This window comes from Saccharothrix sp. CCNWYY140 (assembly GCF_037401995.1).
Classification (GTDB): domain Bacteria; phylum Actinomycetota; class Actinomycetes; order Mycobacteriales; family Pseudonocardiaceae; genus Actinosynnema.
The window spans coordinates 1-13,068 of sequence record NZ_JBBEGC010000079.1 but is presented as its reverse complement, the minus strand read 5'-3'; the positions used below and the strand labels follow the sequence as shown (position 1 = coordinate 13,068).

At 71.7% G+C, this 13,068-nt stretch carries 12 protein-coding genes; 3 read left to right on the top strand and 9 right to left on the bottom strand.

All coding sequences use genetic code 11. From position 1 onward, the window contains the following. Positions 1-56: 56 nt before the first annotated feature. The 5 genes from WBN91_RS27590 to pdxR all read right to left on the bottom strand — a co-directional run bounded on the left by WBN91_RS27590 (position 57) and on the right by pdxR (position 7,203). Entirely contained in the window at positions 57-860 is an 804-nt protein-coding gene (locus WBN91_RS27590) for an ABC transporter permease (RefSeq protein WP_337725352.1), read from the bottom strand. Further along, entirely contained in the window at positions 857-1,816 is a 960-nt protein-coding gene (locus WBN91_RS27585; RefSeq protein WP_337725353.1) for an ABC transporter ATP-binding protein, read from the bottom strand. The genes WBN91_RS27590 and WBN91_RS27585 overlap by 4 nt, the downstream gene beginning before the upstream one ends. A 100-nt stretch (positions 1,817-1,916) precedes the next feature. Then, the gene (locus WBN91_RS27580; protein ID WP_337725354.1) at positions 1,917-3,356 is read right to left on the bottom strand and encodes a GuaB1 family IMP dehydrogenase-related protein; all 1,440 of its coding nucleotides are present in this window, start codon (positions 3,354-3,356) and stop codon (positions 1,917-1,919) included. A gap of 874 nt (positions 3,357-4,230) precedes the next feature. Next, positions 4,231-5,748: an ATP-dependent DNA ligase gene (locus WBN91_RS27575; protein WP_337725356.1), complete on the bottom strand. Its 1,518-nt coding sequence runs from the start codon at positions 5,746-5,748 to the stop codon at positions 4,231-4,233. Positions 5,749-5,829: 81 nt separating this feature from the next. Continuing rightward, on the bottom strand, positions 5,830-7,203 hold the full coding sequence (pdxR, locus tag WBN91_RS27570) for a MocR-like pyridoxine biosynthesis transcription factor PdxR (RefSeq protein ID WP_337725357.1): 1,374 nt from the start codon (positions 7,201-7,203) through the stop codon (positions 5,830-5,832). A 47-nt stretch (positions 7,204-7,250) separates the two neighbouring features. Here pdxR and WBN91_RS27565 point away from each other — a divergent pair, with 47 nt between their 5' ends. Next, positions 7,251-8,282 carry a DMT family transporter gene (locus tag WBN91_RS27565; RefSeq protein ID WP_337725358.1) on the top strand — a complete coding sequence of 344 codons (1,032 nt, stop codon included), beginning with the start codon at positions 7,251-7,253 and terminating at the stop codon, positions 8,280-8,282. A gap of 78 nt (positions 8,283-8,360) precedes the next feature. On the opposite strand, the gene WBN91_RS27560 is transcribed toward WBN91_RS27565, so the two are convergent. Then, entirely contained in the window at positions 8,361-9,752 is a 1,392-nt protein-coding gene (locus WBN91_RS27560) for a class II fumarate hydratase (RefSeq protein WP_337725359.1), read from the bottom strand. A 64-nt stretch (positions 9,753-9,816) separates the two neighbouring features. Between WBN91_RS27560 and WBN91_RS27555 the strand changes: the two genes are divergently transcribed. Then, positions 9,817-10,788 (top strand): NAD(P)/FAD-dependent oxidoreductase, encoded by a 972-nt coding sequence (locus tag WBN91_RS27555; protein WP_337725360.1) that lies wholly within the window; start codon positions 9,817-9,819, stop codon positions 10,786-10,788. Here WBN91_RS27555 and WBN91_RS27550 read toward each other — a convergent pair whose 3' ends face one another. Together WBN91_RS27550 and WBN91_RS27545 are read right to left on the bottom strand one after the other, a co-directional pair. Beyond that, positions 10,789-11,220, bottom strand: coding sequence for a L,D-transpeptidase (locus WBN91_RS27550; protein WP_337725361.1), 432 nt, complete (start codon positions 11,218-11,220; stop codon positions 10,789-10,791). It abuts the gene before it with no gap. Between the two features lie 55 nt (positions 11,221-11,275). Then, on the bottom strand, positions 11,276-11,551 hold the full coding sequence (locus tag WBN91_RS27545) for a L,D-transpeptidase family protein (RefSeq protein ID WP_337725388.1): 276 nt from the start codon (positions 11,549-11,551) through the stop codon (positions 11,276-11,278). On the opposite strand from WBN91_RS27545, the gene WBN91_RS27540 reads away from it, so the two are divergent. Beyond that, the gene (locus WBN91_RS27540) at positions 11,526-11,822 is read left to right on the top strand and encodes a hypothetical protein (RefSeq protein WP_337725391.1); all 297 of its coding nucleotides are present in this window, start codon (positions 11,526-11,528) and stop codon (positions 11,820-11,822) included. The two genes, WBN91_RS27545 and WBN91_RS27540, sit on opposite strands and share 26 nt — an antisense overlap. 203 nt (positions 11,823-12,025) lie before the next feature. Here WBN91_RS27540 and WBN91_RS27535 read toward each other — a convergent pair whose 3' ends face one another. Then, positions 12,026-12,793: a S1 family peptidase gene (locus tag WBN91_RS27535; protein WP_337725389.1), complete on the bottom strand. Its 768-nt coding sequence runs from the start codon at positions 12,791-12,793 to the stop codon at positions 12,026-12,028. Between the last annotated feature and the right edge of the window lie 275 nt (positions 12,794-13,068).

The following is a 13,068-nucleotide window of genomic DNA, read 5'->3' as shown; positions in this document are numbered from 1 at the left end:
CACGTCCGTAGAGGGCGCTGACACGTCCGTCGAGGTCGGTGGCAGGTCGGTCCCGGTCAGTCCAGGGCGCGGCGGAGGAAGCCCCGGATGCCCAGCGCGCCGAAGCCCGCGATCGACACGACCAGCACGACCAGGCAGATCCACAGCGGGATGTGCGGGACGTCCGGCGCCAGGACCGCCCGCGTCCCCTCGCTGACGTAGGTGAGCGGGTTCAGCGCGCACACCACCTGGAACCAGCGCAGGCCGTCCAGCTCGGTCCACGGGAACTGCGCGGACCCGGTGAACAGCAGCGGCGTGAGGATGACCGCGAACATCACCGTGATGTGCCGGGGCGAGACGGACGTCCCGATCACCATCCCGACCGCCGCGCCCGCCAGTGACCCGAGCACGATCACCAGCAGCGCCACGGGCAGCCCGGACACCGGCCAGGTGACGTCCAGCATCAGGAACCCGATCGGCACCATCAGCACGGCCGCCAGCAGCCCGCGCAACGCCCCGAACACCATCTTCTCCACCGCCACCAGCGGGATCGGGATGGGCGCGAGCAGACGGTCCTCGATCTCCCGGGTCCACGAGAAGTCCAGCACCAGGGGCAGGGTCGTGTTCTGGAGCGCGCCCAGGAAGCCGTTCATCGCGACGATCCCGGGCAGCAGGACGGCGGCGAAGTCGCCCTGCACGAACCCGATGTCGCCCAGCACCTTCGCGAAGATGAACAGGATGAAGAACGGCTGGATGATCACCTGCGCCAGGAAGCTCGGCAGCTCCCGACCCGTGACGAAAACGTCCCGCCACATCAGGGCGGCGAACGTCCGGGTGGCGCTGGCGGTGGTGGTCACGGTGGTGGTCGCGGTGGTGGTCATCGCAGCTCCCGTCCGGTGAGGTGGATGAACACGTCCTCCAGACTGGGCGTGCCGATGGCCAGGTCGGTGACCGGGCGGTCGAGACGTTCCAGCGTGCGCAGCACCTCGGGCAGTGCGGCGGCCGGGGCGACGTCGGTGAACAGCCGGAACAGCCCCGCGTCCGCCACGTGCTCGACCCGTTGGACACCGGGCAACGCGAGCAGGGCTTGTTGGACGGGTTCGGGGCCGGTGCCGTTCAGGCTGACCGTGACGCTGAGCGTGGTGCTGCCCGGGAGGGTGGCGGTGAGCGCGTCCGGGGTGTCGAGGGTGAGCAACTTGCCGTGGTCCACGATGCCGACTCGGTCGCACAGCTTGTGCGCCTCGTCCATGTCGTGGGTCGTGAGGACGACCGTGACCCCGTCCGCGTGCAGCGCCGCGACGCGGTCGTGCACGAACAGCCGTGCCTGTGGGTCGAGCCCGGTCGAGGGCTCGTCCAGGAAGAGGACGCGGGGCCGGTGCATCAGGGCACGAGCGATCATCAGCCGCTGCGCCTGACCGCCGGACAACGTGTCGACCAGCGCTTTGGCGTGGTCCTGGAGACCCATCCGCTCCAGGACCTCGTCCGCGAGCCGGTGCCGGTCGGCACGCCCCATGCCGTGGTAGGCGGCGTGGAACAGCAGGTTCTGCCGAACGTTCAACGCCCGATCGAGGTTGTTCCGCTGCGGGACGACGGCCAACAACTGCCGCGCCCGCTGCGGATCGCGCACGACGTCCACGCCCTCCACCAGGGCGCTGCCGGAGGTCGGCCGCACCCTGGTGGTCAGGACACCCACGGTGGTGGTCTTGCCCGCGCCGTTGGGGCCGAGCAGCCCGAAGACCTCACCACGCCGGACGGTGAAACTCAGCCCGTCCACGGCGGGACTCCGGTTGGCCTTGTAGACCTTCACCAGCTCCGACACCGCCACGGCAACGTCCACCGCGCCAGCGTAGGCGCATTCCCCCTGACCAGCCCCGCGTCGGCAGCCGGAGGTCAGCGCCCACCAGCCGGCGAGCGCCCCATCAGCCAACCGTTAGCGCCTACCAGCCGGCGGGCAGGGGGCGTCCCTCCGCGAACCCGGCGGCGGACTGGATGCCCAGCGTCGCGCGCTCGTGGAACTCCTCCATCGTGGCCGCGCCCGCGTAGGTGCACGCCGACCGCACGCCCGCCGTGATCGAGTCCAGCAGGTCCTCCACGCCGGGCCGGGCGGGGTCCAGCCGCATCCGGGACGTCGAGATGCCCTCCTCGAACAGCCCCTTCTTCGCCCGCTCGAACGCGTTGTCGGTGCGGGTGCGCGCGCTCACGGCCCGCTTGGACGCCATGCCGAACGACTCCTTGTACAGCCGCCCCTGCTCGTCGCGGTGCAGGTCGCCGGGCGACTCGTAGGTGCCCGCGAACCACGACCCGACCATCGCGGCACTCGCGCCGGCCGCCAGCGCGAGGGCGACGTCCCGGGGGTGCCGCACACCGCCGTCCGCCCACACGTGCTTGCCCAACGCCCGAGCCTGCGCCGCGCACTCGGCGACGGCGGAGAACTGCGGCCGGCCGACACCGGTCATCATGCGCGTGGTGCACATCGCGCCCGGCCCGACACCGACCTTGACCACGTCCGCGCCGGCTTCCACCAGATCGCGCACGCCTTCGGCGGTGACGACGTTCCCCGCGACGACCGGAACGGTCGGCGACGCGTCCCGCACGGCCTTCAGCGCGGAGATCATCTTCTCCTGGTGCCCGTGCGCGGTGTCGACGACCAGCGTGTCCACACCGGCCTTCAACAACGCCTCGGCCTTGGCCCGCACGTCCCCGTTGACACCGATAGCCGCCGCGACCCGCAGCCGCCCCTCGGCGTCCACGGCCGGCGTGTAGACCTCGGCACGCAACGCCCCGAGCCCGGTCATGATCCCGCGCAGACGACCGTCACCGTCCACACCGAGCGCGACCCGGTGCGGGTCGTCCCCAATCCGGTCGAACACGTCACGCGGCGCGGTGTCCAGCGCGAGCGCCACCACCCGCCGGTCGGCAACGTCGTACAGCCGGGTGAAGCGATCGACACCGCTGCACGCGGCCTCGTCCACGACCCCGAGCGGACGCCCGTCCTCGTCCACCACGACGACCGCGTTGTGGGCACGCTTGTGGATGAGGTTGAGGGCGTCGGCGACGGAGTCACCAGGCGCCAGCGTCAACGGCGTGTCCCACACGGGATGCCGCTCCTTGACCCAGGACACGATCTCCGCAACCGCATCGGGCGCGACATCCTGCGGCAGGACCACCAACCCACCCCGCCGAGCCACGGTCTCAGCCATCCGCCGCCCGGCAACAGCGGTCATGTTGGCGACCACGACCGGGATGGTGGCCCCGGTTCCGTCGGAGGTCGAGAGGTCCACGCCGAACCGCGACTCGACGGCCGAGCGGCTGGGGACGAGGAAGACGTCGTCGTACGTCAGGTCGTAGCTGGGCGCATGCCCTTCGATGAATCGCACGAGACTTTGACACTACCCGCCCGAAGCGAGTTACGCCCTTGGTCATGAGCCCCAATCACATGCCCGCCACCGGCACTCCGCTTGTGCGATCCTCCAAACCCAGCGGGTTGGGCAGCCCAGCCGACGCGCCAATCCCAACCCCACCATGCCTCCGCTCGGACGTGGCGAACCTGCCCCGCCCACAGCGATCGGACCCAAACGATCGCACCGAAAACGATCGTTTGCCAAACGATCGTAGCCGAGGTGATCGATCGCGGCCTGAGTACGGAACAGGCGCCCGGCATCGGAACTCGCATATTGGGAACGATCGTCTTAAGAACGATAGTTCGCGAAGCGATCGGTTCCAACGCGCCGCGCGAGCAGGCGTTCTGGGGGCGAACGATCACGGCCAGAACGATCACGACTAAAACGATCGTTGGTGAGATGAACGGGGTGGCGCGAATAGGGGCGGCCAGCCGGCGACAGAAGCAAGGTGGCAGGCGGGCGCGGGCGAGGCGGCGGCTTTGGGGCGGCGGCTTTGGGGTGCGGCTTTGGAGGAGCGGCTTGGGGGGAGCGGGGCGGGTGGGCAGTTCGGAGGCTTGGCGGTTGGGCGGGGCGCGGAGCTGGCTGGGGCGGCGGTTGGCGGCGTGCGGTGTTGAGCCGCGCGGCACTGGCCGCGGCAGTGGGTGGGGCTGTGGCGGTGGGTGCGGCGGTGGTGGCGGCGGGTGGGGCAGTGGGTGGGGCGGGGACAGGGGGCAGCGGTAGCGGCAGTGGGTGCGGCGGGGACGGAGGGCAGCGGCGGTGCGGTGGGGATGGAGGGCAGCGGCAGCGGCAGCGGTGCGGTGGTGGTGCGGTGGTGGTGCGGTGGTGGGTGTGGCAGGGGGCGGTGGCTGGGTTAGGTGGGTAGGGCTGGTGGGGTTGGGGGTTTGGGGAGTAGGGAGCGGACGGTGTCGATTGTGTCGGCTTCCGAGGGGGCCTTGTCCGGGCGGTATCGGAGCACCCTTGCGAAGCGCAGGGCCACGCCGCCTGGGTAGCGCGGGCTGATCTGAGCGCCGTCTAGTTCGATCTCGATCACCAAGTCTGGGCGCACGGTGACCACCCAGTCGTTCTTGTCCGTCGCCAGCGCCATCAGCTCGCGCGTCTGCCACGCCAGCAGCTCGTCGGTCAGTCCCTTGAACGTCTTCCCGACCATGATCGGCGGCCCGCCGTCGGGATCGCGTGCGCCCAGGTGCAGATTCGACAGCAAGCCCCGGCGTCGGCCGCTGCCCCACTCCACGCCGATCACCACCAAGTCGAGCGTGTGCACCGGCTTGACCTTCTGCCACGACCGGCCTCGCCGCCCGGCCGCGTACACCGACTCCAGCGACTTCACCATCACGCCCTCGTGCCCGGCGGACAGCGCGTTCTCCAGCACCGACTCCGCCTGCTCCGACGACGGCGACACGACCCCCGGGATCACGTGCGCCCCCGCCACCCGCCGCAACGCCTCCAACCTCGCCGACAGGGGCGCGTCCAGCAGGTCCTCCCCGTCCAGGTGCAGGCAGTCGAAGAAGAACGGGCTCAGCAACAGCTCCCGCTCGTCCTGCGCCCCGAACCGGCTCATCGTCTCCTGGAACGGGCGCGGTTTGCCGTCGTCGTTCAGGGCCAGGGTTTCGCCGTCCAGGACGACCGACGTGCACGGCAGGTCTTGGACCAGTGCCACCAGCTCGGGCACCGTTCGGGTGATCTCGCGCAACGTCCGGGTGAAGATCCGCACCGAGTCACCCGACCTGTGGACCTGGATCCGCGCCCCGTCCAGCTTGTGCTCGACCACGCACGCCCCCAGCTCGGCCAACGCCGCCGGCAGCGACTCCGCGGGCGAGGCCAGCATCGGCCGCACCGGTCGGCCCAGCTCCAACCGGAACGCCCCCAGCTCACCCCGCAGGGCCGCGACGGCGGTGTCCGGCAGGCTGCCCGACAGCATGAACGCCCGCCGCACGTCCTCGCCCGGCGCGTCGGCCGCCCGCGCGATCGCGTCGAGCATCACGCCCTCCAGCGCGCCCTGCCGCAGCTCACCGGTCAGCAGTCGGCGCAGGAAGTCCTGTTCGGCGGTCGTTGCGCGGGCGAACAGCGAGGTCAGCGCCTCCACCCGCCGCTGTGCCGAACCCTTGCCGGAGATCGCCGCGTACGCACCCAGCGCCTCGTCGACCTCGTCCACGGTCAACGTCGGCTCCGGAGCGGGCGGCGGGGCCACGTCGAACACCGTGCGGTAGCCGGCTCCGATGCGTCCTTGGCTCGGCACGCCGATGAGGAACGACACGACCGCGGGCGTGGTCATCCGTCCCACCAGGTCTGCCAGTGCCGCGACCTTGGCCAGGCGCGACCGCGTGGCCGCCACGGCGGCGGACGTCTCGACTACCTCACTGAACAGCACGGTGTTCATGGTGCACCGGGGGTACGACAAAAGCGTGTTGGACGATCACGCAAAAAAAACGGCCTGGAACTTCGCGAGCGTCTAACACAACTCATCTATCTCCTGCACTGCCCGCCGCAGCCGGTCCGGTGTGGTGGCCGCGTAGCCCAGGACCAGGCCGGGGAACGTCGGCACGCGCGCGTAGTCCGACAGCGGTGGCGCGTTGATGCCCGCGCGGGCCAGGCGGGTGGACAGGTCGCGGTCGTCGGTGCCGTCGGGCAGGCGGAGGACGACGTGCAGGCCGGCCGCGACGCCGATCGGGGTCCAGTCGGGTCGGACGCGGGCCAGTTCGTCCAGCAGGGCGTCCCGGCGGGCCCGGTAGAGCTGGCGGGTGCGGCGCAGGTGGCGGTCGTAGCCGCCGCTGCGCAGGAGTTGGGTGAACGCGGCCTGGTGGAGGGTGCCGCTGCCGAGGTCGTCCAGGCGCTTGCGCTCGACGACCGCCTCGCGCAGCGCCGGCGGCAGGACCAGCCAGCCCAGGCGCAGCGCGGGCGCGAGGACCTTGCTGGTGCTGCCCTGGTAGGCGACGCGGCTCGGGTCCAGCGCCTGCATCGCGCCGGTGGCGGGGCGGTCGTAGCGGTGTTCGGCGTCGTAGTCGTCCTCGATGATTACGGCGTCGCGTTCGCGGGCCCAGTCGAGCAGGGCGCGGCGGCGGTCGGGGTGCAGGACGACGCCGAGCGGGAACTGGTGCGCGGCGGTCACCAGGACCGCCCGGGTGTCTGTTGTGGACAGTTCGGTGACGCGGATCCCCTTGTCGTCCACGGGGATCGGGTGGAGGGCGAGGTCGTGGGAGCGGAGCATGTCGGCCGCGCCGTAGTGGCTGGGCTCCTCGATGGCGACGCTGGTGTGCCCGGCGGCGCGCAGGACCCGGCCGAGCAGCGAGATGCCCTGGGCGGCGCCGTTGACGACCACGACGTCCGACGGGTGCGCGGCGACGGCGCGGACGCGGCCGAGGTAGTCGGCGAGTTCCTGGCGCAGCGGGGCGAACCCGGCCGGGTCGGGGTAGCCGAGGTCGTCGGCGGTCAGGGCGGTGAGCGCGGTCCGGGTCGCCTGGAGCCACTCGTCGCGGGGGAACGCGCTCAGCGCCGGGACGCCGGGGCGCAGGTCGTAGCGCCACGGACGGGGCTGGTCGGTGGCGGTCGGGAACGTGTTCGGCCAGTCGCAGGCGGCGGTGACGGTGGTGCCGGAGCCGCGCTTGGCCTCCAGGTAGCCCTCGCCGACGAGCTGGGTGTACGCGGAGGTCACGGTGCCGCGGGCGACGCCGAGCTGGTCGGCCAGGTCGCGGCTGGACGGCAGGCGCGTCCCGGGTTTGAGCCGGCCGTCGCGGACGGCGCGCCGCAGCTCGGACTCCACGGCACGGCGGCCGGCGAGCCCGCCGGGGAGCAGCAGCTCGCGGAAAGTGGTCCAGTTGGCAGCCATCGAAGTGGAGCTTAAACGTGGACCACTCGTCCGTGAAGGTTCCTCGCATGAACCGAGTGAGGGCTGGGATCGCGGCCGGGGTGTCGGGTGCGGTGATCGTGGGGGCGTCGGTGCCCGTGACCGGGATGCTCCAGGGGTACCCGCTGCTGTCCGGGCAGGCGCTGCGGTACGCGGTGGGCGGGCTCGTGCTGCTGGGGTGGATCGTGGCGCGTGGCGGGCGGCTGCCGGTGCCGCGGCGGGGGGACTGGCTCGCGCTGATCGCGCTGGTAGGGCTGGGGATGCTCGGGTTCAACGCGTGCGTGCTCTACGCGCAGCGGTACGCCGAGCCCGGTTTCGTGGCGGCGGTCCTGGGTGCGAGTCCGCTGGTGCTGGCGCTGGTCGCGCCGCTGGTGGCGGGTCGGCGGCCGGCGGTGGGGGCGGTCGTGGGCGCGGTGTTCGTGGTGACCGGGGTGGTGGTGCTGTCCGGGGGCGGGTCGTGGCACGGGCCGGGGCTGGTGCTGGCCGTGTTGACGATGTTGGGGGAGGCGGCGTTCACGCTGTTCGCGGTGGGGGTGGTGCGGCGGATGGGCGGGGTTGCGGTGGCCACTTGGTGCTGTTTCCTCGCGGCGGGCGCGGGGGCGGTGCTGGGGACGTTCGTCGGCGGGTGGCAGGTGCCGTCCGTGCGCGAGGGGGTGGCGCTGGCGGTGCTGGCGGTCTTGGTGACGGCGGTGGCGTTCGGGCTGTGGTACTTCGCCGTGGCGCGGCTGGGCGCGGACCGGGCCGGGGTGCTGGTCGGGTTGATGCCGGTGGCGGGGCTGGTGGCGTCGGTGGCGTTGGGCGCGCAGGAGTTGACCGCGGTGGGGCTGGCGGGGGCGCTGGTGGTGGCGGCGGGGTGCGTGCTCGGGCTGCGGCGGGCCGGGGCGGGGGCGGCCGGGGCACCGGAGCCGGCGGGCGCGCTGGAGCCTGCGGTTGGGCTGGCGGGCGCGGGTGGGCTGGAGGGCGCGGGTGGGCTGGAGGGCGCGGGTGGGCTGGAGTCGGCTGAGCAGCCCCCGACTTCAAGCCTGCCAGAGGGCACCGACATTCCGGCCGTGCGGAGCTGAGGAAGGGCTGAGGGCGGGTGGCGGCCCGCCCTCAGCCCTGGTCGGAGGCTGTGGTCAGCGGCGTGGGCGGGGCGGGCGTCAGCCGCCGTGGGCCATGCGGAGGACGTCCAGGGCCTCGTCGAGCTGGGCTTCCGTGAGCTTGCCGGGCACGTGGCCGCGTTCCAGCACCACCTCGCGGATCGTCTTGCGCTCCTTGAGGGACTGCTTGGCGATCGACGCCGCCTCCTCGTAGCCCAGGTAGCGGTTGAGCGGGGTCACGATGGACGGGGAGGACTCGGCGTACTCGCGCATCCGGTCCGCCTGCGGTTCCGTGCCCGCCAAGACCTTGTCCGCCAGCAGGCGGGCCACCGCAGCCAGCAGGCGGGCCGACTCCAGGACGTTGCGGGCGATGACCGGGAGCATGACGTTGAGCTGGAAGTTGCCCTGCGCGCCCGCGAAGGCCACCGCCGCGTCGTTGCCGATGACCTGGGCGACGACCATCATCGTCGCCTCCGGGATGACCGGGTTGACCTTGCCGGGCATGATCGACGAGCCCGGCTGGAGGTCCGGCAGGGCCAGCTCGCCCAGGCCGGTTCGGGGTCCCGAACCCAGCCAGCGCAGGTCGTTGGCGATCTTGAACAGGCTCACGGCGGTCGCGCGCAGTTGGCCCGACGCCTCCACGACGCCGTCCTGGGTGGCCTGCGCCTCGAAGTGGTCGCGGGCCTCGGTCAGGGGCAGGCCCGTGACCTCCGCCAGTTCCGCCGAGACCGCCGCGCCGAAGCCCTCGGGTGCGTTCAGACCGCTGCCGACGGCCGTGCCGCCGATGGGCAGTTCCGCCAGTCGGGGCAGGCTCGCGGTGAGCCGTTCGACCCCGTAGCGGACCTGCGCGGCCCACGCGCCTGCCTCCTGGCCCAGGGTCACCGGGACGGCGTCCATGAGGTGCGTGCGGCCGGATTTCACCAGGCCGGACCACTCGGCGGCCTTGGTCTCCAGGGTCTGCGCGAGGTGCTCCAGCGCCGGGACGACGTCCTTCGCGACGGCCTCCGTGGCGGCCACCCGGAGGGTCGTCGGGAAGGTGTCGTTGGACGACTGCGAGGCGTTGACGTGGTCGTTCGGGTGCACGTCCCGGCCCAGCGCGCGGGTCGCCAGGGTCGCGATGACCTCGTTGGCGTTCATGTTCGACGACGTGCCGGAGCCGGTCTGGAAGACGTCCACCGGGAAGTGGGCGTCGTGCGCGCCCCCGGCCACCTCGTCGGCGGCGGACGCGATCGCCTGCGCCACGTCGGCGGGCAGGACGCCCAGCCGCTCGTTCACCCGCGCGGCGGCGGCCTTGAGCAGGCCCAGCGCCCGGATCTGGGCCCGTTCCAGCCCCCGGCCCGAGATCGGGAAGTTCTCCACCGCGCGCTGCGTCTGCGCCCGCCACAGCGCGTCCGCCGGCACCCGGACCTCGCCCATCGTGTCGTGCTCGACGCGGTACTCCTGTTCAGCCATACCACCGAGTTTGGACCGGCTTGCCTTACTGGGCAGAGTGGCCTGCACCACCTATGGTCGGGGTATGGAGCTAGAGGTCGACCTGCTCGTCGTCGGAGCCGGCCCCACCGGACTGTTCGCGGCCTACTACGCGGGTTTCCGAGACCTGTCCGTCGCGCTGGTCGACTCCCTGCCGGAGGCGGGCGGCCAGATCACCGCGATGTACCCGGAGAAGATGATCTTCGACGTGGCCGGGTTCCCCGCCGTGCGCGGGCGCGAGCTGGTCACCGCGCTGGTCGCGCAGGCCGACCAGTGGCACCCGACCTACCTGCTCGGCCGCCAGGCCCGCACGCTGTCCACTGTGGACGACGGGCTGGAGGTCGGGCTGGCCGACGGCGGTGTCGTGCGCGCGAAGGCCGTGCTGATCACGGCCGGGATCGGCGAGTTCAAACCGCGCCCGCTGCCCGCCGGCGACGGCTGGCTGGACCGGGGCGTGGTGCACTTCGTGCCGACCCTGAACGTCCACACCGGACAGGACGTCGTCGTGGTCGGCGGCGGCGACTCGGCGTTCGACTGGGCGCTGGCGCTGCACCCGATCGCGAAGAGCGTCACCCTGGTGCACCGCCGGTCCACCTTCCGCGCCCACCCGCCGACCGTGCGGCAGGTCCGCGACCTCGGCGTGGAGATCATCACCGACGCAGAGGTGCTGGAACTGCGCGGCGACGACCACGTGGCCGAGGTGGAGCTGGGGCTCAAGGGCGGCGACCGCAAGGTGCTGCCCGCGCAGACCGTCGTGGCCGCGCTCGGGTTCACCGCCGACCTGGGCCCGATCGAGTCGTGGGGCGTCGAGCTGGACCACCGGGCGATCGTCGTGGACACCACCATGCGCACCGCGCGGGACCGGGTCTACGCGGCGGGCGACGTCGCCCAGTACCCCGGGAAGGTCAAGCTCATCGCCACCGGCTTCGGGGAGGCCGCGACGGCGGTCAACAACATCGCCGTCGCGCTCAACCCCGACGCCCACCTGTTCCCGGGGCACTCCAGCAACGCGAGCTGATCAGGGCACGACCTGGACCTGCTCGCCCACGAACAGGTTGTCGAAGAACGTCACCGCGGCGTCGTGCCCGAGGTGCACGCAGCCGTGGGACTGCTCCGTCAGGCTGCCCTCGTGGAACGCGATACCCGACTGGGTGAAGTAGACCGAGTAGGGCATCGGCGCGTTGTACGGGACGCTCCAGTCGTCCTTCACCTTGCGGAGGACGGAGAACGTGCCGACGGGCGTCTCGTAGCCGGGGCGGCCGTGGGTGACCGGGACGGGGCCGTAGCTCATCGAGCCCCGGTAGACCAGCCACGCCTCGTTGGTCGAAAGCCGCAGGCACGCCCCGTCCTGGATGTCGCAGGGCGTGCCGGTCGACGCGTTGGCGGGTGCCGCGAGTCCTGTCGTGAAGGTCAGGGCCAGCGCGGCAGCGACGGTGCCGAGCTTCCTCATCGCGTATCACTCCCTCACCCACTCGGCTACCCCGGGTGAGGGCCGGTTCAACCCGTCAGGCGACGACCTGGACCTGTTCACCCGTCTGGAGGGAGTTGAAGTACGTGATGGCGGCGTCCATCGACAGGTGGATGCAGCCGTGCGACGGCTCGTACAGGCTGCCCTCGTGGAAGGCGATGCCGTAGTTGGTGAAGTAGGTCGAGTACGGCATCGGAGCGTTGTTGAACTCGCGGCTGACCTCGTCCTTCACCTTGTACAGCACGGGGAAGTAGCCGGTGGGCGTCTCGTAGCCGGGCCGACCGGACGTGATCGGCACCGGGCCGTACTCCACCTTGCCGCCGCTGATCAGCCACGACTCGTTCGTGGACAGCCGGATGCACGCGCCTTCGGTGACGTCGCACGGCGTGCCCTCGACGGTGACCGGCGGGGGCGGCGGCGCCGGCTGCGGGGTCGGCGTCTCCTCGACCGACGGCTGCGGCACGGCGGACGAGGTCGACGGGACCGGCGTGGCCGACTCCGACGACGGGGCCGGCGACGAGGTCGCGACGGCCGAAGACGACGGCTGGTCCGATGTGGACGACGGCCCCGACGCGGCCTGCTGACCGGTCCCGCACGCCGCCGTCGCGGTTGCCAGGAAAGCGATTGCCACCAATGCGGCCTTGCGCATCGCGCACCCCCAGGTGTGTTGCGGTATCTGCCCTGGAGACGCCATCAGACGGCCGTTGGTTGCCACGCGGTGGTAACGAAACGGCAAGGGCCGCCCCGCACGCGGCGGGACGGCCCTTGCCGTTGGTGCTTCGACGGACTACACCGAGCCCGCGTACTGGCTGATCCAGGAGCGGAACGCCGGGACGTCCATGTAGATCGACGGACCGGTCGCGCAGGTGGAGCTGTTGTTGCCCGCGCGGCTGGTGGCGCCGATGAGCTGCCACGCGCCGTTCACCGACTTGATCTGCGGGCCGCCCGAGTCGCCGTAGCAGGCGCCCGAGTTGCCGTTGGGGTTGTTCGTGCAGATCTCGTAGGTGCCGTAGATGCCGTAGCAGCTGCTGTCGGACACGATCGACGTGTTGAGCTCCTGGAGCGTGATCGGCGCGCCACCGCAGCCACGCGGTGCGCAGGTCTGGCCCCAGCCGATGATCCGGGTGGCGGTGCCGACCGCACCCGAGGAGGCCGCCACCGCGATCGGCGCCTGGCTCACACTGGTCGACAGGCGCACCAACGCGATGTCGTAGCTCGGGTGGTTGACGATCTGCGCACCCGACGCGACCGAACCGCCACTGGTGCGGTTCGTCGAGCCGATGCGTGCCCGGATGGACGAGGCGGAACGGCCCTGGACGCAGTGCTTGGCCGTCACGACCCAGTTCGCCTTGATCAACGAGCCGCCGCAGAAGTGGCTGCCCGTGGTGCTTTGCAGGGACACCATGAACGAGTAGACCTGCGTGGCATTCCCACCGCCCACGATGTACGGGGTCACTTCGCCCTCGTCGGCCGGGGCCGCCGCCGCCCCACCCGCCGCCGCGAACGCCGCCCCGATCGCAACCGCGAACGCGGTGAACAGGGTACGAACCTTCATCATTTCCTCTCCGTGCCCGGCGCAGGGATGCCGGGGGCACGGATCGGACGCTAGGGAGGGTGTCCGGCTGATCACTACATCCGTTCGGCCGGTAACACCCCGTTGACCGTTGACAACTGGGCGTCAGTGTCCGCTACCCGGACAGACACCCCCACCCCAGCCGCCGCTCCCACGGGTGCCTTGGCGCGCGCAGCGCGCTTCACGAAGCTGCCGCGCGGCACACCTCTGCCTGGGCTTCTTGCTTGTGTCATCCCCGTATGGCCTGCCCGAAGGGC